Source organism: Haloflavibacter putidus, from assembly GCF_006546625.1.
Classification (GTDB): Bacteria; Bacteroidota; Bacteroidia; order Flavobacteriales; family Flavobacteriaceae; genus Mesonia; species Mesonia putida.
This window is the reverse complement of record NZ_VIAR01000002.1, coordinates 24,167-49,628: the sequence shown is the minus strand read 5'-3', so window position 1 is coordinate 49,628 and position 25,462 is coordinate 24,167. Positions and strand designations below refer to the sequence as shown.

Here is a 25,462-nt window from a genome sequence, read left to right as displayed (position 1 = left end):
AAAGTTGTTTTAAAAAGCGCCCAAATCGCGCTCTATTTCTTCCATTTGTATAACATCTGCAGCCTCTTTTAGCGTAGGAACAACCATTAATTCTGCCGGCACTTCATCTATATTTATTGTATCGTTGGCAATTACAAAAGAGTTTTTTGCTGCGCGCTGTCTATTAGAAATTGGCAAAAACAAGAGTAATTCCTCTAACTTTAGCTCGCCATACTTTAAAATATCTACTACAATATTTTTGTTGGCAATTACATTATCTGCGTGTTTTTCTAAATAATTTGCAAAACCTTTTACATTATTTTTTTCGTCTTCGACAATTATGTAATTATCTTTTTCAGTAACTTTCATATTCTTAGTTTTTAATTTTAGAAGCCAATAAATAAATTACGGCCATTCTTACCGCTACTCCATTTTCTACTTGGTTTAAAATAATAGAGTGTTGAGAATCTGCCACATCACTGGTAATTTCTACGCCGCGATTTATTGGTCCCGGGTGCATAATTACAATCTCTTTAGATAAAGAATCTAATAATTTTTTATTAACGCCAAATTGTTGCACATATTCTCTAGTACTAGGAAAATAACTTATCTCCATCCGTTCGTTTTGAACACGTAACATGTTTGCAACATCACACCATTTTAAAGCTTTTTGCAAATTGGTTTCTACTTTTACCCCCAGGCTTTCTATATGCTTGGGAAGCAAAGTTTTTGGTCCGCAAACCTTTACTTCTGCGCCCTGTAATTTTAGGGCAAAAATATTACTTAGCGCCACTCTACTATGCAAAATATCGCCAACAATTACTATTTTTTTTCCTGCTACCTCGCCCAATTTTTCTCGAATACTATAGGAGTCTAATAAAGCTTGTGTTGGGTGCTCGTGCGCGCCATCTCCGGCATTAATAATTGCAGATTTTACGTGTTGCGATAAAAATACGCTTGCTCCAGGATTGGGGTGCCGCATTATTACCATATCTACTTTCATAGACAAGATATTGTTCACCGTATCTATTAAGGTTTCTCCTTTCTTTACGGAAGAAGATGCCGCCGAAAAATTAACAACATCTGCGCTTAAGCGTTTTTCTGCAAGCTCAAAAGAAAGTTTGGTACGCGTACTGTTTTCAAAAAAAAGATTGGCAATGGTAATATCTCTAAGCGAAGGAACTTTTTTAATAGACCTATTAATAACTTCCTTAAAATGATCTGCTGTCTCAAAAATTAGCTGCAAATCTTCTTTAGAGAGGTATTTAATTCCTAATAAGTGGTTTACACTCAACTCGCTCATCGCTTTATTTATTTATCAGGTAAACGCAATCTTCGCCGGTGTTTTCTTCCCAGTTTACAATTACGCGTTCTTCATTTATTGCATCTACTTGCCTGCCGTTATAATCTGGCTGTATAGGCAAATGTCTGCTAAAACGTCTATCTATTAAACTTAATAATTCTATTTCTTTGGGACGGCCAAAAGATTGTATTGCCGTTAAAGCTGCCCGAATGCTTCTTCCTGTGTATAAAACATCGTCTATAAAAACCACGCGTTTATCTTCTACCAAAAAATCTATTTTAGTTTTGTTGGCTTCCAAAGGTTTTTCGCTACGTCTGAAATCGTCGCGATAAAAAGTAATGTCCAACTTTCCTAAACATACATTTTTAATAGCGTATTCTTCGGTTAAAATTTTATGTACGCGGTTTGCCAAAAAAACACCCCGTGGTTGAATACCAATTAAAACCGCATCCGAAAAATCGTCATAATTTTCTATTAGCTGACACGCCAATCGATGTAGAATAATATCAATTTCGGTAGCGTTTAAGAGTATTCTCCGGCTCATTTAAACATAATTTTTTGGCATTCAATACAAAAATAGACAAAATAATTAGTTTAGCTATCAAAGCTTTCGGGCTTTTAAAAAACTAAGTAATGGCTTTGGATAATTTCGGTTTACCGAAGAAAAAATTTATAAAAAAAAGCGCAACATTGCTGCTGCGCTTTTTTCTATATAAGAGAAGACTATATTATTTAACTTCTTCGAAGTCTACGTCTTCTACGTCGTCACCTTCTTTACTTTCGCCTTGAGCACCGGTTGCGCCTTGTTGCGGACCACCTTGTGCTCCTTGCGCGCCACCTTGTTGTTGTGCTTCGGCTTGTGCTTTATACATTTCTTCAGAAACACTTTTCCAGGTTTCATTCAATTTATCTAAAGCAGGTTCTACTTTTTCCAACTCTTTGGTTTCGTATGCTTTCTTTAATTCTTCTAAAGCATCTTCTACCGGTTTTTTCTTATCGTCAGACAATTTATCGCCAAAGTCTTTTAATTGCTTTTCGGTTTGGAAAATCATCGCATCTGCTTCGTTAAGCTTATCTACTTTTTTCTTTGCTTTTTCGTCTGCTTCTGCGTTGGCTTCTGCTTCTTTTTTCATTTTATCGATTTCCTCTTCGGTTAAACCGGAAGAAGCCTCAATACGAATATCTTGCGATTTTCCTGTAGCTTTATCTGTAGCGCTAACGTTTATAATACCGTTGGCGTCTATATCAAAAGTTACTTCAATTTGAGGAGTTCCTCTTGGCGCTGGTGGTATACCGTCTAAGTGAAATCTACCAATTGTTTTATTGTCTGCCGCCATAGAACGCTCACCTTGTAAAACGTGAATTTCTACAGAAGGCTGGTTATCTGCTGCGGTAGAGAAGGTTTGTGATTTTTTAGAAGGAATTGTTGTGTTTGCTTCAATAAGCTTCGTGTTTACACCACCCATAGTTTCAATACCTAAAGAAAGTGGGGTAACATCTAACAATAATACATCTTTTACATCACCGGTTAAAACACCACCTTGAATAGCTGCACCAACTGCTACAACCTCATCTGGGTTTACACCTTTACTTGGTTTTTTACCAAAGAAATCTTCTACTGCTTTTTGTACTGCAGGAATTCTGGTAGAACCTCCTACTAAAATTACCTCATCTATTTCGTTTTTAGAAATACCGGCATCTTTTATAGCTTTTTCGCAAGGCACGATGGTTCTTCTTACCAAACCTTCTATTAGCTGCTCAAATTTAGAACGCGTAAGTTTTCTTACCAAGTGTTTTGGTCCGCTTGAAGTTGCGGTAACATAAGGTAAGTTGATTTCTGTTTGCGTTGCAGAAGACAATTCTATTTTAGCTTTCTCTGCGGCTTCTTTTAAACGTTGCAAAGCCATTGGGTCTTTACGTAAGTCTATATCTTCGTCTTTAATAAACTCTTCTGCCAACCAATCTATTACGGTTTCGTCTACATCGTCTCCTCCTAAATGCGTATCACCGTCTGTAGAAAGTACTTCAAAAACGCCATCTCCCAATTCTAAGATTGAAACATCGTGCGTACCACCACCAAAGTCAAATACGGCAACTTTTTGGTCTTGACCTTTTTTGTCTAAACCATAAGCTAAAGCTGCTGCAGTTGGTTCGTTTATTATACGTCTAACTTTTAACCCGGCAATTTCTCCGGCTTCTTTAGTTGCTTGACGTTGCGAGTCGTTAAAATATGCAGGAACGGTAATTACTGCTTCGCTCACATCTTGTCCTAAATAATCTTCGGCAGTTTTTTTCATTTTCTGAAGAATCATTGCCGATAATTCTTGCGGAGTATATAAACGTCCGTCTACATCTACACGAGGCGTATCATTATCTCCTTTTTTTACTTTGTAAGCTACTCTTCCTGCTTCTCTTGAAGACTCAGAGAATTTGTTCCCCATAAATCTTTTTATAGAAGAAACAGTTTTTTCCGGATTGGTAACTGCTTGTCTTTTTGCGGGATCTCCAACTTTAATTTCACCATCTTCTACGAATGCAATAACTGATGGGGTAGTACGTTTTCCTTCGGCGTTTGGAATAACCGTAGGTTCGTTACCTTCCATAACAGCAACACAGGAGTTGGTAGTACCTAAGTCTATACCTATTATCTTACTCATAATTATTATTGTTTAGTTTTTTCAATTTTTAATTCGGTTAGTCTAAGTCAAACCTTGTGCCACCAAATTTTTTATGACAGACTGTCATTTTTAAACCTAAAAAGCTACGTATTTTGACATAAAGCCGTATTCTGTTGGTTAATCTATTTTTAAACGCTAACTTCTATAAAAGTTCAAAAAAATCTGTCATATTTGTAAGACAAGAGATAAAATAATAGAAGCGTTTATGAGAAAGATAGAGTGTATCAGTATTTTTGATATGTTAAAAATAGGAGTTGGTCCATCCAGCTCCCACACCTTAGGGCCTTGGCGTGCTGCGCAACGTTGGATAGCCGAATTAAAAGAAAGCAAGCGTTTTGAACAAATAATAACTGTAAAAGTAGATTTATACGGTTCTTTATCGTTAACCGGAAAAGGTCACGCCAGTGATGTCGCTTCTATTTTAGGTTTGTGCGGTTATGATCCTGTCACGATGGATTTGACCATATTAGATGCAACGATAAAAAAAATACAAGAAGAAAAAACAATGCGCATAAACGGAGAGAAAAAAGTAGATTTTGATCCTGAAAACCAGATAATATTTAATAAGAAGTTTTTAGATTTTCATCCTAATGGAATAAAATTTACCGCGCATTTAGAAAATGGCAAAAAAACATCTTCTACCTTCTTTTCTATAGGTGGCGGATTTGTTGTAAAAAAAGAACGTAAAAACACTAAAAAGAAACAAGAAAACTTTCGGCAGTTTCCATTTTCTATAGAAAAAGCAACTGATCTTTTAGCCTTTTGTAAACAAGAGAACAAAAGTATTTCTGAAATTGTATTGGAAAATGAGCGCTCCTTACGCAGCGATGAAGAGATAGACAAGAATCTTCACGATATCTGGGATGTGATGCTAGAATCTATGTACATAGGTTGTCATACAGACGGTATTTTACCGGGCGGATTAAAAGTGCAACGCCGTTCTCACGCTATGCATAAGCGCTTGATGGGTGATGTTACTTACGATAATCCGCAAGAATGGTTAGAAGCCATTAGAGAAACAAAAGTTGCTTTTAGACAAATATTAAAATGGGTAAGTTGTTTCGCCATTAGCGTAAACGAAGTAAATGCAGCTTTAGGTCGTGTGGTTACTTCTCCTACCAATGGCAGCGCAGGAACTTTACCGGCTGTTTTAATGTATTATTTGACCATAGAAAACCACCAAGCTACTTTTAAAGACATAAAACAATTTATGCTTGTAGCTGGCGAAATTGGCAGTTTATTTAAAAAAGGCGCTACCATATCTGCTGCAATGGGAGGATGCCAAGCAGAAATTGGTGTTTCTTCTAGTATGGCAGCCGGCGCTTTAACCGAGTTAATGGGCGGCACGCCAGAACAGGTTTTAATGGCAAGCGAAATTGCAATGGAACATCACTTAGGCCTAACCTGCGACCCTATTGCTGGCTTAGTGCAAGTGCCTTGCATAGAACGTAATGCTATGGGAGCAATAAAAGCTATAAATGCAGCAGAAATTGCTCTAGATAGCGATGCCAGCAAAGCGAAAGTACCTTTAGATAAAGTAATAGAAACTATGTGGGATACCGCAAAAGATATGAGTTCTAAATACAAAGAAACCTCTGAAGGCGGTTTGGCAGTTAGAGTAAATTTAAGCGATTGTTAGATTGAAAAAAATCATAAAAAAAGGCTTGTTTAAGTAGTGTAAACAGGCCTTTTTTTTTATGGAAAAACTTATTGCTTTAAATATTCCTTTAAAAGTTGCGAAGTAGAACTGTCTTGATTCTTAGCTATTTTTTTACTTTCTAATTGAGGAATTATTTTTTTATTCAATTCTTTACCAAGCTCTACTCCCCACTGGTCATAACTAAAAATATTCCAGATTACGCCTTGTACAAAAATCTTATGTTCATACATCGCCAACAAACCACCTAAATTTTTTGGATTTAATTGATCTATAAGAATACTGGTGCTGGGTTTATTACCTTCAAAAACTTTATAAGGTTCTTGACGCGTTTGTTCCGCTTCAAGTAAATTTTTTATTTCTTTTTGAACTTCTTCTTGCGTTTTGCCTGTTAAAAGTGCCTGGGTTTGCGCAAAAAAATTGGCCATTAAAATAGTATGATGCTTTTGGTTGTGATGCAAGGCTTTTTTAAAACCAATAAAATCTATTGGAATTAACTTTGTACCTTGATGCAGCAATTGAAAAAATGCGTGCTGTGCATTGCTCCCTGCTGCCCCCCAAACAATAGTTCCGGTTTCATAATCTACTTTTTTACCGGAACGGTCTATTTGTTTCCCGTTACTTTCCATTACGGCTTGTTGTAGATACGGTACTAATTTTTCTAAATAATGCGTGTACGGAATTACCGCTTCTGTTTCTGTTTTAAAAAAATTATTATACCAAACACTTAACAAACCTAAAACTACCGGAATATTATCTTTAAAATCTGCTTTACGGAAATGTCTGTCCATTTCTTCAGCGCCGTCTAAAAGTTCTTGAAATTTAGAAAAACCCAAAGCGCAAGCAATAGATAAGCCAACAGAACTCCACAAAGAAAACCTGCCACCTACCCAATCCCACATAGGAAAAGTATTTTCTTTTGAAATACCAAAATCTTTCACACCATCTAAATTTGCAGAAACCGCTACAAAGTGTTTTTTTATAGCTTCTTCTTCTGCGGTATTAAGAAACCACTCTTTTATTGTGTTAGCGTTGGTTAAGGTTTCTTGGGTGGTAAAACTTTTAGAAACAACGATAAACAAAGTTGTTTCAGGATTTAATTTTTTCAATATTTCGGCCGGGTGGTCACCGTCTATGTTTGATATAAAATGGGTGTTTAAATGGTTTTTATAAAAGCTTAAAGCTTCTACTACCATTTTAGGTCCTAAATCGCTACCGCCAATACCAATATTTACAACATCTGTAAAAGCTTTTCCGGTATAACCTTTTTTTACTCCACTTATAACCTCTCTGGAAAAGCCTTTAATTTTTTGCAAGTTTTGTTTTACTTCTACCGGTTTTTTCAAGCTTCGCAAAGCGGTATGACTTACTGCTCTGTTTTCTGTATGGTTTATCTTTTCTGCATTAAATTGTGCTTCTATCGCTTCTTTTAATTGCATTTCTTCGGAAAGCTGTACCAAAAGATCTATGGTTTTTTGCGAGATTCTATTTTTAGAATAGTCTACAAAAAAATTATCTGCTTTAATGCTAAATTTTTCTGCCCGCCGAGTATCTTCCATAAAGAAATCTTGCATTTTAGCATCTTTAATTTCCGTAAAGTGCTTTTCTAACTCTTTCCAGGCTTTGGTAGTCGTAGGATTTTTAGCAATTAATGCCATTTATTAATTATTTTTTTTATGATAAGTTATCAATCCGTCAATTGGTTTGCGTTGAATTTTCCCAAGGACTAAATTCTTACTTTTTAAACAATTTTCAATAATATCTTCCGAAAATTTTGCAATAGAACCTACAAAATGAACAGGCAGGTTTTTATCTTTCTCTAAAGTCAAAATTCGGTTATCTATAAATTTATTTATTCCGGCATTTAAAAGCGTATTAAAGTAATTTGGATAATCTGCTTTGTGTTGAAAAATAAACTTTGCAAAGTTTGCCAAATAAGTATTTGGATTGGGTTGGTGGTATAAATTTTCCTTTATAATATCTGCGTCAAGCGCATAGTTTTCTTGAAAAATACTTGCCAAATCTGCTGGTATTTTTGCATAATAATAATCGCGAATGAGCTGCTTACCAAAATAATTTCCGCTGGCTTCATCCATAATAATATAACCCAGAGACGGCATTGGTAAATGCGCTTTTTTGCCGTCAAAATAACAGGCGTTAGAGCCGGTACCCAAAATACAAACTATGCCCGGTTGGGTTGTAACGGCCAGACAAGCGGCTAAAATATCTTCGTGAATATACACCTTGGCAGTAGGAAACATTTTTTTTAAAATAACCTCTATAGTTTTAGCAGGTTTTGGCGTACCGCAACCTGCCCCATAAAAATAAAGCTTCTTTATTTTGTTACCCAATTCTAGAAGTTGTGCATTTTCGCTTAAATGCTTTTGCATAGAAGCTACCGAAAAAACTGAAGGATTTAAACCTTTGGTTTTTGTTTGCAAAACCACTTTGCCCTCGGCATCTAAAACTACCCAATCACATTTGGTCGAACCGCTTTCTGCCAATAAAATCATTATAATTTTGCCGCGTAAATAAGCAGATCTACCAACTTACTGGCGTAGCCATATTCGTTATCATACCAGGCAATTAATTTAAAGAAATTTTCGTTTAATTCCATACTAGCGCCGGCGTCAAATACACAAGTTCGAGGTTCTGAAACAAAATCTTGCGACACGACTGCTTCTTCGGTATAACCTAAAATTCCTTGCAAATTGGTTTCTGCTTGTTCTTTAAATACTTTTTTTATTTCTTCTAAGCTCGTAGCTTTTTCTGTACTTACTGTTAGGTCTACAACAGAAACGTTTGGGGTTGGCACGCGCATAGCCATTCCCGTAAGTCTTCCTTTCAATTCTGGTATTACTTTGGTTACCGCTATTGCGGCTCCGGTAGTAGTAGGTATAATGTTATTCATTGCGCTGCGGCCAATTCTGTAATTCTTTTTAGAAGGCGAATCTACTACAAACTGCGAAGAAGTAGACGCATGTACCGTAGTCATTAATGCTTCTTCTATTCCAAAAGCTTCGTGCATAACTTTTGCCAACGGCGCCAAGCAATTGGTAGTACAAGATGCGTTGCTAATTACTGTTTCTTCCGCAGTTAATTCATCATGATTTACGCCCATAACATACATTGGCGAGTCTTTAGATGGTGCAGAAATTAGTACTTTTTTAGCGCCGGCCTGTAAATGTTTGCTCGCACTTTCTTTAGTTTTAAACATACCTGTGCAGTCTATAATATAATCTGCTTCTATGGCATTCCATTTTAAGTCTTCCGGATTTTTTTCTGCGCTAACGCGGATTTCTTCGCCGTCTACTACCAAATTACCATTTTTAATAGAAATCTGCGCATCAAATTTACCGTGTACGGAATCGTGTTTTAAGAGATAAGCCAACTGTTCTACCTCTACCAAATCATTAATTCCTACAATGCGGATATTTTCATTTTTATGGGCAATTCTAAAGGCCAAGCGTCCGATGCGACCGAAGCCGTTTATTCCTAAATTTATTTTTTTCATAGTATATTTTTTTAAATCGATGTTATATCTGAAACTCTTAAAAGGTCTAAATCTATTTCGTTATGACCTGATATAGCTTCTTTAAAAGGTACTGCGGTTATTTTTTTATGCTGTATACCAACCATTATACCTCGTTGATTGTTTCGTAAAGCTTCTACCGCGCCAATACCTAATCTGCTGGCCAAAACCCTATCGTAACAACTCGGGGAGCCGCCACGCTGAATATGGCCTAAAACCGTTACCCGGACTTCATAATTTTCTAAGCTGCTTTCTATATAATCTGCTAGCTCAAAAATGTTTTTTCCTATTTGGTCGCCTTCCGCCACGACGATAATACTGGATGTTTTTCCAGATTTTCTACTGCGTTGCAAAGATTCTAACAACCGGTCTTTTCCTAAATTTTCTTCAGGAATCAGAATTTCTTCCGCCCCAGCGCCAATACCGGCATTTAAAGCAATATCTCCGGCATCGCGCCCCATTACTTCTACTAAAAATAGTCTGTTGTGCGAATTTGCGGTATCTCTAATCTTATCTATTGCATCTACTACGGTATTTAGTGCAGTGTCGTAACCAATCGTAAAATCTGTGCCGCGAATATCATTGTCTATGGTACCGGGAATACCAACTATTGGAAAATCAAAACTCTCACCAAAGTATTCTGCACCTTTAAAAGTTCCGTCACCACCAATTACCACCAGAGCATCTATTCCTTGCTTTTTAAGATTGTGGTAAGCTTTTTGTTGGCCCTCGGGAGATTTAAATTCTTCTGATCTTGCAGATTTTAAGAACGTACCACCCCGGTTGATTAGATTTTTAACAGACCGTGCGGTAAGTTCTTTAAAGTCGCCTTCTATTAAACCTTGGTAACCTCGATAGATTCCACTACAGTTAATTTTGTAGTAAGCACAGGCTCTTGTTACCGCTCTAATGGCCGCATTCATTCCAGGAGAGTCGCCCCCGGAAGTAAGCACGCCAATGTGATTCAATTGTTTCTTCATACCCTTCAAAGTTATTCGATTTTATTTTGAAATCCTAATGTAATCAGCTAGGCAGATGTAAAAATTGACAAAAATCAGTCTTCCAAGACCAACTGATTATTTTCTGTTATCAGCTTTAGAAAATTTATAGGATAAGTGCTTTATTTCTTCAACCACAAAAATTCTATGGCAGAATCTCCAAAAACCGTGTGTGTTTGTTTTTTAAAATCTTCTTTTTTTGCCTTAAAAATATTATCTACATAAGTTTGCGGATTAATATCTATTAAAGGAAACCAAGTGCTTTGGACTTGAATTTGAAGTTTATGTCCTTTTTTAAACGTGTGGTTTATGTCTTGTAACGTTATATTTACATCGGTTTTTTTATTGGGTGTAAAAGCATCTGGGTTTTTAAAGCTTTTTCTAAATCTGCCTCGCATTACTTCGCTGCGCACCAGCATATGGTAATTGCTCATTTGTAAATGATCCTGAGTCTCTTCTGTGTTTTCTGCATCGGGCGGAAAAACGTCAATAACTTTTACTACCCAATCTGCAGCAGAGCCAGTGGTTGCAACTTTTAATTTGGCCAAAATATCTCCGCTAAATTTCATGTCTTTCTCTAATACTTCTGTTTCGTAAACCAACACATCTGGTCTTCTAGCGGCAAAACGTTGATCGTCTGTCATATACTTACGCGGCGTAAAACCAACCTTAATATCTTCGGAATATGGAACGGGTTTCTGAGGATCGCTAACAAAATTGTTTTTAAAACTTGCGTTTGGTAAACTTTTTAACTTTTGTTCTTTCCCTAAATAAAAAGTCTTTTTTTGCGTATTTTTTGGCGGCCAGTTTTTATATCTGTTCCACTTTTTTGTTCCAGTATCAAAAACCAATGCCTCCGGTAAATCTATGTTTTTTGGATTGGTGTTTTCTTTTAAAAAAAGACGAAAAAATTTAGCTTCTATATTTTTTTGATAATCTAAAGAAATATCATCACCAAAATATACATTTCCTACAGCTTGGCGTTTTTTAGTTCGCGCCCAATCGCCATGGCTCCAAGGTCCAAAAACCAATGTATTATAAGTATCGCTGTTTTTCTCAATAGTTTTATAGGTATTAAACGGGCCGTACAAATCTTCTGCATCAAACAAACCACCAACCGTCATTACTGCAGGTTTAATTTCTGTGTTTTCTAAATGCTGAATTATTCCGCGAGACTGCCAAAACTCATCATAATTGGGATGCTCTTTAAGTTGTTGCCAAAAAAAGTTGTCTTTATAATGCTTGTCTAATTTACTAAGCGGGGTGTTATCTAAGAAAAATTGGTATTGGTCTTTGGTACCCAATTTAGGAAAATTGTACCAAGCTTTATCTGTGGGACCATCGTGTTGCTCACCAAAAAGCGCAGTTGCCACCCAATAGCTTAAAAAGTATGCTCCGTTATGGTGAAAATCATCAAAAAAGAAATCGCCAATACTAGCTTGCGGAGAAGCTGCTTTTAAAGCCGGATGTTCAGACAACAACGAATAGGTGGCATAAAAACCGGGATACGAAATTCCCCAGGTTCCTACTCTGCCGTTATTGTTTTCTACATTGTTTACCAACCATTCTATCGTATCATAGGTGTCGCTGGCTTCGTCTATTTGGTCTCCGCTTTTATTAGGGATAAAAGCTCGCATATTATCATAATCTCCTTCGCTCATCCAACGGCCACGCACATCTTGATAAACCACAATATAACCTTCTTTCATCATAAACTCATTGGGACCAATTTTAGAACGAAATTCATTTTCGCCATAAGGCCGTGAACTATATGGCGTGCGTTGCATCACAATAGGATATTTCTTAGAAGTATCTTTTGGCGAATAAATTGTGGTGTGCAATTTCTTGCCATCGCGCATTTCTATAGTTACTTCTTGTTTGGTATAATGTTCTTTTACAGCATAAGTTTCCGGATTTTGTCCGTAAAGCAAAACACTGCCAAAAAGCATAAAAAACACTAAAAGATAGGAGAAGGATGATTTCATAAAGGTGATTTTTTCAGTTAAAAAAAGGAAATAAAAATATGAATTTAAAATAAGTTCTATAAAGGTAAGAATTGCTTTTTCTTTACGGAACTAAAAAGCCGTCTCAAACTTTTAAAAGTCATGTCTGCTATTTTGACAAACTTTTCTGTTGAGACGGCTTTATTAGATTCTTTAAACAAGTTTAATTTTTTGTTTCTTTAAAATTGTCTAAACCTTCTTGCAACCAACTATTATATTCTTCTACATCTGGCGTGTAGCCAACATGCGAATTAAGCGGGTTGCCTTCGTGGTCTAACATAATATAATAAGGTTGCGCATTGGTGCTATAATGCTCTATTTGAAAATCACTCCATTTATTACCAATGGTACGTATGCGTTTTCCGGTAGTTTTACTAGTATACTGCTCGTCTTCTGGCAACTCTTCTTTAATATCTACGTAAAGCGAAATTAAAACCATATCGTTTTTAAGTTTAGTTAAAACCTGTGGTTCACTCCAAACTCTTTCTTCCATTTTACGGCAATTAATACAAGCTTTCCCTGTAAAATCTAATAAAACAGGAAGATTATTTTCTTTAGCATATTTCATTCCGGCTTCATAATCTGTAAAAGCCAAAATATCGTGCGGTCCTAATTCTGCATGTTCCGGAAAATCTCCTTCTGGCATCGTGTTTCCAAAACCGGTAGATTTTGTGTTTCCAACTCCGTATGGAGATTCGCTATAATTCATTGGTGGTGGGAAACCGCTAATAATCTTTAATGGTGCGCCCCATAAACCGGGAATTAAATAAATAGTAAAGCTTAAAACTACCAAACCAAAACCTAATCGGCCAACAGAAATATGCGTAATTGGCGAATCATGTGGTAGTTTTAATTTACCGAATAAGTACATTGTTAAGGTACCAAATATAGCTATCCATAAAGCCAAGAATACTTCACGTTCTAACCAATGCGCTTCCAATACCAAATCTGCATTCGATAAAAATTTGAGTGCTAAAGCCAATTCTAAGAAACCTAAAACCACCTTTACGGAATTTAACCAGCCACCAGAACGCGGTAAATTGGTCATCCAGGCAGGGAACATTGCAAACAACACGAACGGGATAGCGATGGCTAGCGAGAAACCTAACATTCCTACAATTGGCGCCAAACCTCCTTTAGATGCCGCTTGCACCAACAACGTACCTACAATTGGTCCGGTGCAACTAAAACTAACAATTGCCAGCGCTAAAGCCATAAAGAAAATACCTATCAAGCCGCCTCTTCCGGCTTGTTTATCTACCTTGTTTGCCCAAGAGTTGGGAAGCATAATCTCAAATGCCCCCAAAAATGAAGCTGCAAAAATCAACAATACTAAGAAGAAAACAATATTAAAAGTAACATTGGTAGATAGCGCATTTAGAGAATCTGCTCCAAAAACGGCAGTTATAATAGTTCCTAAAAAAAGATAGATTACAACAATAAAAAATCCGTAAAGCAAAGCGTTGCGAATACCTTTTGCTTTGGTCTTACTTTGTTTAGTAAAGAAACCAACCGTCATTGGTATCATGGGAAAAACACAAGGCGTTAACAAAGCAACAAAACCATATAAAAATGCCAACCAAAATATCGTAAAAATACCGCGGTCTTCTTCATCGTTAGAAGCTTCTATTTTTTTAGGTTCAGAAGAAGAAGCGTCTGTTTTAGCTTCTTTGTTATCAACATCTGCCGAAGCAATCGCGCCGCCGTAGTTTTCGAATTTATCGTACTTGCTAAATACCTTTACTTCATTGTTTTTTAAATCAAAAACAAAATAAAACTCTTGGTTTATACAACTTTCCTTACAAACTTGGTAACTAAGTTCTGCTTTTATAAAATTGACGCTTGCATCGTTTAAGACAATTTTTTGCTTTAAGGTTGCATTATTTGCAAAAAATATTTCTTCTACCCCAAAAATTTCATTGTATAACGAATCTGTTTCGCTTTCGGTTGTTTCCCCTTCAAGGGAAAAATTAGTTTCTGCATTTAAGAAGTCAATTTCTAAAGGAAGCGAACCTCCATCTGGCGTGTGCTGTGAATACACGTGCCATTCGGGTTCTATTTCTGCTTTAAAAATAAGTGTGTAATTTGTGTCGGAAGTTTTTTCTATAGAACCACTCCAATCTACCGGATCTAGCATTTGCGAAGACTGAAGGCCTCCAAATTGCGCCTGAGCAAAAACGATACTAAAAAAACTAACAATTAAAAAGAGGTGTTTTTTCATTATACTAAACTAAATTTTACTATTTTTTTGGTGTCTTTTTCTACTTTAAAACGATTATCTATACGATGATTTATTACCCAAACTATTTTTTCTCCAGACATTAAAACCCAAACATTTTCTTTTTCGATAGGCGAAACTTTCTCGTCTTTTAAAAAGTCGCTTAGCTTTTTGGTACCTTTCATTCCAAACGGACAAAAAGCATCTCCCGCTTGCCATTTTCTAAGCTTAAGCGGAAAATCTAATTTATCATAATCTAAAAAAGCAAGGTTATTTTGGGGCTTGCCAAGTTCTTCTATAATCTCTTTGACTAACAACTTACCCGAAAAGTTTAATTTCCGATCCTCCTTTTTAAAAAGAAAAGTAGTTTTTTCATGCTCTTTTGGTTTTTTAGCCAAAATTAAAACTGCTCTATCTCTCACCAACCTATGCGTGGCAGAGAATACTTGTTTTCCGGTTTGCGCGTGTAATAAATTATAAATATCGTTCCATTCCGTAAAGCCAAACGAATTTAGTAATTGGTATAAAACTGCTTTGGTATGTGGAGTTTCTAATAATTGCTCTACATTAATATAATATTCTCCGTTGATGTTTTGCACCAATTTAGAAAATAAGATAGCGGTATAATCTTCTAATAAATCTTCGGTTTGCTTTAGATTAGCTTGTGTTTTTTGTATTGTCTGAAACAATTGCGAATTTTCCTCTACTAAAGGTGGCACTACTTGATGCCTTATTCTATTACGAAAATAATCGTCTGTATCGTTGGTTTGGTCATGCCGCCAATTTATTTTGTTTTTTTCCGCAAAGTTTTCTAAATCTTTTCGGTTAAAAGGTAGTAACGGACGTACAATTTTATTGTTGTTTTCTGGTATTCCCGTCAAACCTTTTAACCCTGTGCCACGCGACAAATTTATTAACATCGTTTCTAAACTGTCGTTGGCGTGGTGTGCGGTTAAAACATAATCTAATTCGTGTTCTGCCAAAAGCTCATAAAACCAAGCGTAACGCAAATCGCGCGCTGCGACTTGGGTAGATAATTTTTCTGCTTTAGCATACTCTGTTGTGGCAAAACCTTGGGTGTAAATTTCTACATCTAAAGAAGTAGCCAGTTCTTTTACAAAATCTTCATCTTGGTCGCTAGCTTTCCCACGTAGTTTAAAATTGCAATGGGCAAGCACGAAATTCAATTCTGCTTGTTTGCATAAATGTGCCATAACCACACTGTCTAGCCCGCCACTTACTGCTAATAAAAGTTTGGCCGGTTTTAAATAAGATAAATTTTTTGCGAGGTGATTTTTAAAAAGCTGCAGCATGAAAGCAATTTTACCGTTCAAATATACATTATTATTTTACCGAAAAACGTAACTTAGGTTACATTTTTAAGGCTTTATGCATCGCTGCGGCTTTTAGCGTGCATTCTTCGTATTCTTTTTCAGGAATAGACTTGGCAGTGATGGCGCCTCCAACAGAAAAACTGCAATATTTTTTCTCTTTATTGTACAAAACACTTCTAATTACAACATTAAAATCAAAATCACCATTTGGCGTAAAATAGCCAACCGCTCCAGAGTATAAGCCTCTTTTGCTTTCTTCTAATTCTTCAATTATTTGCATAGCAGATAATTTTGGTGCGCCCGTCATACTTCCCATCGGGAAAGTGCTTTTTATAATTTCTACCGGTGCTATATTTTCCTTTACGGAAGAAGAAATGGTAGAAATTAATTGATGTACCGTTTTAAAGCTGTAAACTTCGCACAATTCTTCTACCTTTACGCTTCCTTTTGCTGCAGTTTTAGATAAATCGTTGCGCACCAAATCTACAATCATAATATTTTCGGCACGTTCTTTTGGGTCGTTTGGTAAAGCTTCTTTTAAGGCTTGGTCTTTGGCAGGATTTTTACTTCTGGCGGCCGTTCCTTTTATGGGTTGCGAAATTATTTTTTCTCCTTCTTTTTTTAAATAACGCTCCGGACTACCGGAAAGCAAGAAAAATTCTTCCAATTTTAAAAATGCGGCAAATGGCGCTTTGCTAAGCAAGTTGAGGTTTTGAAATGTCTTTTTTGGATCTATTTGGACGTTTTCTACATAAAATTCTTGACAAAAATTAGCTTCATAAATGTCTCCCCGTTTTAAATGTGTCAAGAATTGCTCTACTTTTTCTAAGTACTTTTCTTTACAAATTTTTGAGGTTACTGTATATTCTTTCGCTTCCGCGGAAGCGTAACTCGCAACACTACAGTTTTTAATGGCTAGAAAATCTTCTTCTATCTCCTCTCCCACCAAATTTAAATAGTCAAAACAAATTTCATCTTTCTTTAAAAAAATAAGCCGCTGCGGCTGAAAGAAATATAAATCTGGGAAAGCTAGTCCGTCGTGGTTGGTAGAAGTAATTTTTTCGGTGTCGTTTTTCAAATCGTAACTCAGGTAACCAAAAATCCAATCTTTTGTGGTTTTTTGGTATTCGTCCAACTGTTCAAATGCATTTTTATAATCGGTTTTTAAAGCGGTAAAGGCTTCTACCGCCAAAATAGCTTCAAACGGGTGTTGGGCGGAATACGAATTGGAATCTAAATAGACGATTTCTTCAAAAGCTTGCGCCCATTCCAAAAGTTGCGCTTTTAAAGCGCCAGAATCATTTATTGGAAATGTACGTTGAACCCGCAAAATTATTCAGCTATTTCTTGCTGAAAGTTTGATAAGGTGTCTTTTACGCCCAAGAGCAAAGTTTCATTGGTTATTTCTTGTTTTTCTAGGTCAAAATTATCGGTAAATGAAGGAAAGCCAAAACTGCTCACTACCTCGCCTTTATAGCGTTCTATGGCGGCTTCTACGTAAGTTCGCGCCAAAGAAGCCGCACCGGGACCGGTAGAAGTACTCATAAGCAAAACTTTTTTACCTTCAAGAAAGTTACGATCTACGCGGGAGAGCCAATCTAACACATTTTTAAAAAAACTAGAAATCATGCCGTTATGCTCGTTTACCGAAATAATAAGTGCTTTTGCGTCTTTTATCTCTCGATACAACAAATCTAAAACAGGCGGGAAGCCATTGTCTTCTTCGTTATTGATGTTGTACATAGGTAAATCATAATTGGTTAGTTTAATTAGTTTTACCTCTTCTTCTATTAGTTGATCGCTTACAAATTTTACCAACTCATAATTAATAGAAGTCTTGCTGTTAGAGCCTGCAAAAGCTAAGATTTTGCCCATAGAATTATTTTTCGGCTAAAATAAATAGAATTTGCCCATTTACACAAATTTTATTTCCAGCCAAATAGTTAATTTTGAGTTATAACTTTATATTATGGAATTCAGATTACGGGTTTTTGTTCAGGTTGCGCAGAATTTAAGTTTTTCAAAAGCATCTAAAAGTTTGCACCTTTCGCAACCGGCGGTTTCTAAACATATTAGAGAAATTGAAAATAAATATGCCGTAAAATTATTTGACCGTCAAGGTAATAGTATTGCACTTACCCCTGCCGGAGAAGATTTACTGGCTTATGCCCATAAAATATTAGCTATGTACGATGGGTTGGAAGATCATTTTTTGAGTTTGCAAAAAAAATTACCGAAAGAACTAAAATTGGGCGCCAGCACTACTATTGCACAATACATTTTTCCTAAATCTCTGGCAGAAATAAAACAACGTTTTCCCGACACCAGTTTTACTCTTATAAACGATAATTCTGCCACTATAGAAAAGAAAATAGAAAACAATGCCTTATCTTTTGCTTTAATCGAGGGAAGCAACCACAACCCTTTACTACAATACGAGAAGTTTTTAGATGACGAGTTGGTTTTAGTAAGCAACACCAAAAATAAGCAAAGTTCTGTCATTTTAGAAGATTTGCCTAAACTGCCTTTGGTACTGCGGGAAGAAGGCTCCGGCACGCGAAATATTTTAGAAAACCATTTACAGAAAATAGGAATAGACAAAAAAAGCTTACAAACTGAAATGGTTTTAGGCAGTACAGAAAGCATAAAAACCTATTTGTATTATGGTAACAGCTACGCCTTTGTCTCTATTTTTTCCGTCTTGGAAGAATTAAAAGCTAATAAATTACAAATTATAGATATAGACGATTTTGAGATAAAACGTCCGCTTTATTTTGTTTCTAAACAAGGTTACCAATCTTCTTTTCTAAATTTGCTTAAAAAGTTCTTTCAAAAAGATTATAACCAAAAGTTATAAAGCATAAAAATTTACGTTGACCTATACCGGGATAAATACCCGAACTTTGTTATCAAATTAAAGTAGGATGCGTATAAACTTATCTTCGGCAGTAGCCAAAGCACTTTTTATAATCTTAGCACTTTTGTGCTTAAGCCCTTTTATATCTTCGCCTATAGCTTTATTAATGGGTTTTATTGTAACCAATGTGGTTTACAATCCGTTTAAGCAATACACCGGCAAAATTGTAAAATGGTTATTAAAAATTTCGATTGTTGGTTTAGGTTTCGGTATGAACCTCAACAAAACCTTAGAAGTAGGAAAAGAAGGTTTAGGATTAACCATTTTTACTATAGTTACCGTTTTAATCTTAGGCTATTTTTTAGGAAAATTATTAAAAATAGATAAAGGCATTGCTTATCTAATTTCTTCCGGAACCGCTATCTGCGGTGGAAGCGCAATTGCCGCAGTATCTGCCGTAGTAAAAGCTAAAGAAAACCAAATTTCTATTGCCTTGGGCGTTGTTTTCTTTTTAAACGCAGTAGCCTTATTTGTTTTTCCCACATTAGGACATTTATTAAATCTCTCACAAGCAGATTTTGGTTTATGGAGCGCCGTGGCCATTCACGACACCAGCTCTGTTGTTGGAGCGGCTTTGGCTTATGGCGAAGAAGCTTTAGATATTGCCGTTACCGTAAAACTGGCCAGAGCTTTATGGATTATACCTCTAACTATTGTTTCTATGTTCTTATTTAAAGGAAAAACAGACAGTATAAAAATACCTTGGTTTATTTTTTTATTTATTGCCGCAGTAGTTTTTAGCTCGTACGTAGATTTACCCAACCTAGTAACCGTTGGTATTCCTGCAGTAGCTAAGCAATTATTGGTTTTGACATTGTTTTTGGTGGGTTCTGGTTTAACCATACAATCTATTAAAGAAAGCGGCTTACAACCCATTGTTTTGGGCAGCAGTTTATGGATTGTAATTTCAGTTACTTCTTTATGTTATATTCTATTTCTTCATTAAGGAGTAGGTTTTTGCAAAAAACATTTAGAGTAAAAATTTGTGTTAAGTGTTTTCCTTACCTCATTCGTAACGTAAATAAAAGATATAAAATTGTTTTTAGTACACGACAAAAACCACTTAAATCTTTGATTTATAACAAAGTAAGTTGAATTTTTATCTTCTTTTTATTGTATAAAATACTGGAGTTCAGTATATTAAAGTATTATTCTTCAAGTAATGATTTTAAAAAAGAACTCCAGTACAAGTACTAAAGATACTCAATTATTAACACTATTCAAAGCCCATTTCAAAGGACATCTCAACTTGGCTAGGATCCGTCTTATCTGTCTGTTTATTGACGCCCTGTGCAAAGTTAAGTCTGTCAATTTTGCAAAGTTATCTGCCGGGTTTGACACATCTGTAGATGCTTCAAGCAGTTACAGGCGTATTCAACGCTTTATGGCACTTGCCGATCTATCTATGATCTGGGTGGCCAAGTTTATTTTTTGCCTTCTTCCAGAGAAAGATAAATTGGTTCTCTCTATGGATAGGACCAACTGGAAGTTTGGTGATAAAAACATCAATATCCTTATGTTGGGTGTTAGTTATAAAAACCTAGCTTTTCCCATAATGTTCAAAATGCTGGACAAAAGAGGAAATTCCAATACTTCTGAGCGTATTGCATTGGTACAAGATTTCATTGACTGCTTTGGGAAGGACTGTATCAATTGTTTATTGGCAGATAGGGAGTTTGTGGGTGAGCAATGGCTTAATTTCCTTAATTCAAATAATATACGCTACTTCATTCGAATACGTAATAACTTCAAAGTATTCTGTCCAAGAAAGCAAAAAGAAATTACGGCACAGCACTTATTTCATAGTTTAAAAGCTGGGGAACTAAGACACTATCCTAAAATAGTCAGGATGCACGGGGAATATTGTTACTTATCGGGTACAAAATACATTAAAGATGGAAAAGTTGACTTTTGCATTATAGTATCATTCAACAAACCAGATGAAGCCTTGGAATACTACCGTAAAAGATGGCAGATCGAGACCTTGTTCAGGGCTCTAAAAACCAGCGGGTTCAATCTTGAGGATACTCACGTTACACATCCTGAAAGACTGGAAAAGTTGATTATGCTCGTGATGATAGCATTTGTGTGGTGCTATAAAATCGGGGACCATATTGATACTCAAATAAGAGCGATAAGAATCAAAAAACACGGAAGAAGAGCTATATCAGTCTTTAGGTATGGATTGGACTATCTCTCAAGATGCTTGTTATCGGGAACTAATAGATATGATCTTAACCTATTTCAATTTTTGTCGTGTACTTAAAAATTTGTTTTAACGACTAAATATTCATACTTTTAACAAAAATTAACTAAATTTATTATTATGAAAAATAACCAACTGCCGTTTTTTCTATTTTTACTAATGTTTTGCAGTCTTTTTTCTTGTAATAGTGATTCCGAAATTCAAAATATATCTGAAGCGGAAACTAGTATTCAGGTTTCAAAAGCAAATTTTTCAGATGCCTTAAGAATATGGAATAAACCTGAGAACTTCAAGGACAGTACAATAAAAACAAATGAAAAAATACTAGAAAAAAGATTAGCTTATATTGAACCGTATGCTAAAGATCTATTACTGGCAGAAGGCAAAAGTATAAATTTGATAAAAACTTATACAATTGAAAAGACTTTTAAAGAAGCCTTAAAATATTATTTTAAAAAAAATTAATTAACCTACATTTTATTAACCAAAAATTATAAATTATGAAATCTATTTTATATATCTTTTTTTAACCTTAAGTACATTTTCCCTATACGCCCAAAGTTCTATGCCTTTAAATCTTATTAACAACACAAATGAAAATATTTTAATTTATTTAGTAGCCACTGGTACTGACCCTTTCAATATAGATTGTGATAATTGCACTTATACAGTTAACTCTAATTCCGAATTTCAATTAGATGCTTCTTCTGAAATGTCTATTGCTTCATTTGCGCAATCACCCTCTATGTGGAATGGTGGCCCACCTTTTGTTAATTGTGATTCTTGCGAAGGTGGAAGTATTGCAGTTTGTGGCGACCCCATTTTTCAATATCTAAGATTTGCTTATCCTGGAATTGCACATGGTTTAGGAGAAGGTTGTGGTGATTTTTATGATTTGAGCTTTACGGAAGGTAACTTTTCAGCTACTTGGCAAGTTATTGGTAGTGAAATTTATGTGGTATTTAACGACTAAAATATGAAACTTCTTATCACTATCATATTAACCCTTTCCACTTTTTCTATTTTTGCGCAAACCGAAAGCTTTACACGGGAATGGGGCACATATTTTAATAATGTTGAAATAACTTCGGTAGATACAGATAACGAAGAAAATATTTGGGTCTTGGCGGAAGTAAGGCAATACCAAAGTTTTTTTTTGAACGATATAATTACTCCAAATGCACAGCAAACCAATTATGGTGGTGGGATAAAAGATGTGTTTTTGGCAAAATTTACACCAGATGGTAGTTTGTTGTACGCCACTTACTTTGGGGGGGAAGGAGACGATTTTGCCGGAAGTATTTCTATTAAAAACGGTAATATATATATTACCGGTAATACCAATAGCACCCAAGGTATTGCTACCACAGGGGTTTATCAAGAAAACCTTAACCAACCCCCCTCAAATTATACAAATCCTTTAAATTCTGCTTTTATTGCCAAATATGACACCTCTGGACAATTGGAATGGAGTAGCTATTTTCAAGGCAACACTTCTGCCACTATACGTCAAGTAAGTGCGGGTAACGCTAATGATGTTTTTTTATGGGGTACTACCCAAAGTGATAATCTAGGTTCTCCAGGTGTCTTTAAAAATAGTATTCCGCCTCCTTATGTAGATGATAATGATATTTACGTTTACCCCTCTTATCCTATTTTAGCGCGGTTCAACGATACAGGACACTTGCTATGGGCAACATATTATGGACCGGATATAGTTGCTCAAGACAATCCTAGAGGGTATAGCGTATTATCGGGTTTAGGAGTAGATTATAATAATAATGTTTATATAAGTGGCAACTGTAATGGTACATCCAATTTCTATAGCACGCCAAATTCTCACCAAAGCAATTATGCAGGTGGCGAAAGGGATATTTTTATAGCTAAATTCACACCATCTGGTCAACGCATTTGGGGTTCTTATTTTGGAGGGGCAGGAAGCGAAGGACTGGATAAACTGGAGGTTTTACGAGGAAATCAAATTTATTTAACCGGTATAACTACAAGTCAAAACGGTATAAGTACGCCTAATACTTGGCAGCCCAATTATTTACCGGGACAAAACAATAGTGCTTTTATTGCCAGGTTTACTCAAAATGGTCAAATTATGTGGAGTACTTATTTGGGACCAATAGCTGGACACCCCGTGTCATTAGGAGCCGACACCTCAAACAATGTTTATATTTATGGTGAAATTTTGGCAAACCCCAATATTATTACGACAGGAAGTTATATGGATGAGTTTTTCGGAAACAGTTCTCAAATGGCAATTAGTAAACTTGATTATAATGGTCAGAACTTATTGTGGGGTACTTATTATGGCGGGTCACAAAATGAATATACTTCGTGGACAAAGGCTTTTACCGTTACAAACAATAATGCTTTGGTAGCAGTGGGTTTAACTAAAAGTCACGATTTTATTGCTAGTGATAATGCTTTTCAGGCAACATTTAATAATTCTTCGCAAGTAAATTCTTTTATTACAAAATTTGTGCCTTGTGTAGATCCTGTAGTCCCACAAGGAGAAAGCGTACAATGGTTTACAGAGGGAGAAACCTTGGAAGATTTAATTATTGATACTACCACTTGGCCTGGTGCAGATGTAATTATTACTTGGTATGCAGATGCAGCAAATACGCAAGTCTTACCCGCAGATACGGTTCTGGAAGAAAATACTACTTATTATGTTACCCAAACTATACAAGGGTGTGGCGAAAGTGACGCTTTGGAAATAACTGCAATCCAAAATTTAAATGTTGACAAAGCTTATTTTGAAAAAGTAATTGTTTCTCCAAACCCAAATCAGGGAAAATTTAACATAGATAATATTCCTCCAGGTAAAACCGAGATTGAAATACATAGCTTAAACGGTAAATTATTGTTTTCAACAACAACATATATTCAGGATTTAAGCAATACTATAAAAATTAGGGAACAATTAGCCCCGGGGGTTTATTTCTTAAAATTAATTTCTGCTGATAAATATTCCAAAGCTTTTAAATTATTGATAAACTAAACTTTAAAAATAGTTTGGAATAAAAAACCGTCTAAAGAAACTCCTTAAGACGGTTTTTTTAATTGTTATTTCTATTATTCTATACGTGAATTGGTCTGTCTTCTGTGGCAGCCAAAGCAGCTTCCTTAACCGCTTCTGCGTAAGTTGGGTGCGCGTGGCTCATACGTGCTATGTCTTCTGCACTTGCCCTAAACTCCATTGCGGTTACGGCTTCGGCAATTAAATCTGCCGCGCGTGCGCCTACAATGTGTACACCAAGCACTTCGTCTGTTTTCTTATCGGTTAAGATTTTTACAAAACCGTCTGTGTCGCCACTAGCGCGAGAACGTCCTAAAGCCCGCATAGGAAACTGTCCGCTTTTGTACTCTTTTTTATCTTCTTTTAATTGCTCTTCGGTTTTTCCTACCGAGGCAACTTCCGGCCAGGTATAAACCACTCCCGGAATTAAATTATAGTCTATATGTGGTTTTTGTCCGGCAATAGTTTCGGCAACAAAAACACCTTCTTCTTCGGCTTTGTGTGCCAACATTGCGCCTTTAACAACATCGCCAATTGCGTAGATGTTATCTGCGCTGGTTTGCAGGTTTTCGTTTACTCCAACTTGGCCTTTATCGTTTACTTTTACGCCGGCGGCATCTGCATTTAGACCATCTGTATATGGACGTCTACCTACAGAAACTAAGCAGTAATCGCCTTTAAATTCTACTTCCTTATCTTTTTTATCTTTAGCCTTTACGGTTATTTCGTCGCCGTCTCTTTCCACGGAAGTGACCTTATGCGAGAGTGCAAATTTGGTTTTTTGCTTTTTAAGGAATTTCATCAAATCTTTACTCTGGGCTTTATCCATAGTTGGAATAATGCGGTCCATATATTCAATTACTGTAACCTCTGCTCCAAGGCGTTTGTACACTTGGCCAAGTTCTAAACCAATTGCGCCACCGCCAATAACTAGCAAGTGTTTTGGTACTTCTTTAAGCTTAATAGCTTCTGTAGAAGTGATAATGCGTTCTTTATCTAACTCTATAAAAGGCAAGTTAGCCGGCTTACTTCCGGTGGCAATAATACTGTGTTTTGCTTCTATAGTTTGGCTTTCTTCGCCTTCTATTTTAATGTGGGTTTTATTTTTAAAAGATGCAACGCCTTGAAAAGAGTCTATTTTATTTTTATCCATCAAGAAATCAATGCCTTTGGTGGTTTGTTCTACCACGCTATCTTTGCGAGACATCATTTTCTTGAGGTTTAGCTTTAGGTCTCCGTCTAATTCTATGCCGTGATCTTCAAAATGTTTTACGGCATCTTCGTAATGGTGCGAAGAATCTAACAAAGCTTTAGATGGGATACAGCCTACGTTTAGGCAAGTTCCTCCTTTGGTGTTATATTTTTCTATAATGGCGGTTTTTAACCCAAGCTGTGCGCAGCGAATAGCGGCAACATAACCTCCGGGTCCCGACCCAATGACAGCAACGTCGTAAGTACTCATAATATAGTTTTATTGATTTTTTTAAAACAGTTACAAAAATACGATAACTAAATCAATCGACAATGTTAGGAATTAAAAGGATTGTTAAATTATTTGCATTTTGAAATTTAATGTTTAAGCCAAGTAGTGTTTTTCTAGGTA

The 25,462-nt window shown here is 36.0% G+C and carries 21 protein-coding genes; 7 read left to right on the top strand and 14 right to left on the bottom strand.

All coding sequences use genetic code 11. The annotated features are described in order from the left end of the window. Positions 1-9: 9 nt before the first annotated feature. From FKR84_RS02350 to dnaK, 4 genes are all read right to left on the bottom strand, one after another. On the bottom strand, positions 10-348 hold the full coding sequence (locus FKR84_RS02350) for a ribonuclease Z (protein WP_141420588.1): 339 nt from the start codon (positions 346-348) through the stop codon (positions 10-12). Between the two features lie 4 nt (positions 349-352). Next, entirely contained in the window at positions 353-1,282 is a 930-nt protein-coding gene (locus tag FKR84_RS02345) for an aspartate carbamoyltransferase catalytic subunit (protein WP_141420587.1), read from the bottom strand. Between the two features lie 4 nt (positions 1,283-1,286). Continuing rightward, positions 1,287-1,826, bottom strand: coding sequence for a bifunctional pyr operon transcriptional regulator/uracil phosphoribosyltransferase PyrR (gene pyrR / locus FKR84_RS02340; RefSeq protein ID WP_141420586.1), 540 nt, complete (start codon positions 1,824-1,826; stop codon positions 1,287-1,289). A 184-nt stretch (positions 1,827-2,010) separates the two neighbouring features. Continuing rightward, positions 2,011-3,939: a molecular chaperone DnaK gene (dnaK, locus tag FKR84_RS02335; protein ID WP_141420585.1), complete on the bottom strand. Its 1,929-nt coding sequence runs from the start codon at positions 3,937-3,939 to the stop codon at positions 2,011-2,013. Between the two features lie 226 nt (positions 3,940-4,165). On the opposite strand from dnaK, the gene FKR84_RS02330 reads away from it, so the two are divergent. Next, positions 4,166-5,599, top strand: a complete 1,434-nt coding sequence (locus FKR84_RS02330) for an L-serine ammonia-lyase (protein ID WP_141420584.1) — start codon at positions 4,166-4,168, stop codon at positions 5,597-5,599. Positions 5,600-5,667: 68 nt separating this feature from the next. On the opposite strand, the gene pgi is transcribed toward FKR84_RS02330, so the two are convergent. The 9 genes from pgi to FKR84_RS02285 all read right to left on the bottom strand — a co-directional run bounded on the left by pgi (position 5,668) and on the right by FKR84_RS02285 (position 17,577). Then, on the bottom strand, positions 5,668-7,275 hold the full coding sequence (gene pgi / locus FKR84_RS02325) for a glucose-6-phosphate isomerase (protein WP_141420583.1): 1,608 nt from the start codon (positions 7,273-7,275) through the stop codon (positions 5,668-5,670). A gap of 3 nt (positions 7,276-7,278) precedes the next feature. Beyond that, on the bottom strand, positions 7,279-8,130 hold the full coding sequence (locus FKR84_RS02320; protein WP_141420582.1) for an N-acetylglucosamine kinase: 852 nt from the start codon (positions 8,128-8,130) through the stop codon (positions 7,279-7,281). Beyond that, positions 8,130-9,131, bottom strand: a complete 1,002-nt coding sequence (gene gap, locus FKR84_RS02315) for a type I glyceraldehyde-3-phosphate dehydrogenase (protein WP_141420581.1) — start codon at positions 9,129-9,131, stop codon at positions 8,130-8,132. The genes FKR84_RS02320 and gap overlap by 1 nt, the downstream gene beginning before the upstream one ends. Positions 9,132-9,142: 11 nt before the next feature. After that, on the bottom strand, positions 9,143-10,129 hold the full coding sequence (gene pfkA / locus FKR84_RS02310; RefSeq protein WP_141420580.1) for a 6-phosphofructokinase: 987 nt from the start codon (positions 10,127-10,129) through the stop codon (positions 9,143-9,145). A 140-nt stretch (positions 10,130-10,269) separates the two neighbouring features. After that, entirely contained in the window at positions 10,270-12,096 is a 1,827-nt protein-coding gene (locus FKR84_RS02305) for a CocE/NonD family hydrolase (protein ID WP_233357655.1), read from the bottom strand. 217 nt (positions 12,097-12,313) lie between these two features. Further along, positions 12,314-14,371, bottom strand: coding sequence for a protein-disulfide reductase DsbD family protein (locus FKR84_RS02300; protein WP_141420578.1), 2,058 nt, complete (start codon positions 14,369-14,371; stop codon positions 12,314-12,316). After that, complete coding sequence (gene tilS / locus FKR84_RS02295) at positions 14,371-15,681, bottom strand: tRNA lysidine(34) synthetase TilS (RefSeq protein WP_141420577.1); 1,311 nt, start codon at positions 15,679-15,681, stop codon at positions 14,371-14,373. Before tilS ends, FKR84_RS02300 begins: the two co-directional genes overlap by 1 nt. A 58-nt stretch (positions 15,682-15,739) precedes the next feature. Next, complete coding sequence (gene pabB, locus FKR84_RS02290; protein ID WP_233357641.1) at positions 15,740-17,032, bottom strand: aminodeoxychorismate synthase component I; 1,293 nt, start codon at positions 17,030-17,032, stop codon at positions 15,740-15,742. 2 nt (positions 17,033-17,034) lie between these two features. Next, entirely contained in the window at positions 17,035-17,577 is a 543-nt protein-coding gene (locus FKR84_RS02285) for an NADPH-dependent FMN reductase (RefSeq protein ID WP_141420575.1), read from the bottom strand. 94 nt (positions 17,578-17,671) lie between these two features. Here FKR84_RS02285 and FKR84_RS02280 point away from each other — a divergent pair, with 94 nt between their 5' ends. The 6 genes from FKR84_RS02280 to FKR84_RS02255 all read left to right on the top strand — a co-directional run bounded on the left by FKR84_RS02280 (position 17,672) and on the right by FKR84_RS02255 (position 23,841). Then, positions 17,672-18,559: a LysR family transcriptional regulator gene (locus FKR84_RS02280; RefSeq protein ID WP_141420574.1), complete on the top strand. Its 888-nt coding sequence runs from the start codon at positions 17,672-17,674 to the stop codon at positions 18,557-18,559. A gap of 67 nt (positions 18,560-18,626) precedes the next feature. Beyond that, positions 18,627-19,565 (top strand): YeiH family protein, encoded by a 939-nt coding sequence (locus tag FKR84_RS02275; RefSeq protein WP_141420573.1) that lies wholly within the window; start codon positions 18,627-18,629, stop codon positions 19,563-19,565. Positions 19,566-19,781: 216 nt separating this feature from the next. Beyond that, the gene (locus FKR84_RS02270; RefSeq protein WP_141420572.1) at positions 19,782-20,885 is read left to right on the top strand and encodes an IS4 family transposase; all 1,104 of its coding nucleotides are present in this window, start codon (positions 19,782-19,784) and stop codon (positions 20,883-20,885) included. A 60-nt stretch (positions 20,886-20,945) separates the two neighbouring features. Next, a complete protein-coding gene (locus FKR84_RS02265) occupies positions 20,946-21,290 on the top strand; it encodes a hypothetical protein (protein WP_141420571.1) in 345 nt (114 codons plus the stop codon). Between the two features lie 100 nt (positions 21,291-21,390). Beyond that, positions 21,391-21,798 carry a hypothetical protein gene (locus tag FKR84_RS02260; RefSeq protein WP_141420570.1) on the top strand — a complete coding sequence of 136 codons (408 nt, stop codon included), beginning with the start codon at positions 21,391-21,393 and terminating at the stop codon, positions 21,796-21,798. Positions 21,799-21,801: 3 nt separating this feature from the next. Beyond that, on the top strand, positions 21,802-23,841 hold the full coding sequence (locus FKR84_RS02255) for a T9SS type A sorting domain-containing protein (RefSeq protein ID WP_141420569.1): 2,040 nt from the start codon (positions 21,802-21,804) through the stop codon (positions 23,839-23,841). 79 nt (positions 23,842-23,920) lie between these two features. Here FKR84_RS02255 and lpdA read toward each other — a convergent pair whose 3' ends face one another. Further along, positions 23,921-25,321, bottom strand: a complete 1,401-nt coding sequence (gene lpdA / locus FKR84_RS02250) for a dihydrolipoyl dehydrogenase (RefSeq protein WP_141420568.1) — start codon at positions 25,319-25,321, stop codon at positions 23,921-23,923. Between the last annotated feature and the right edge of the window lie 141 nt (positions 25,322-25,462).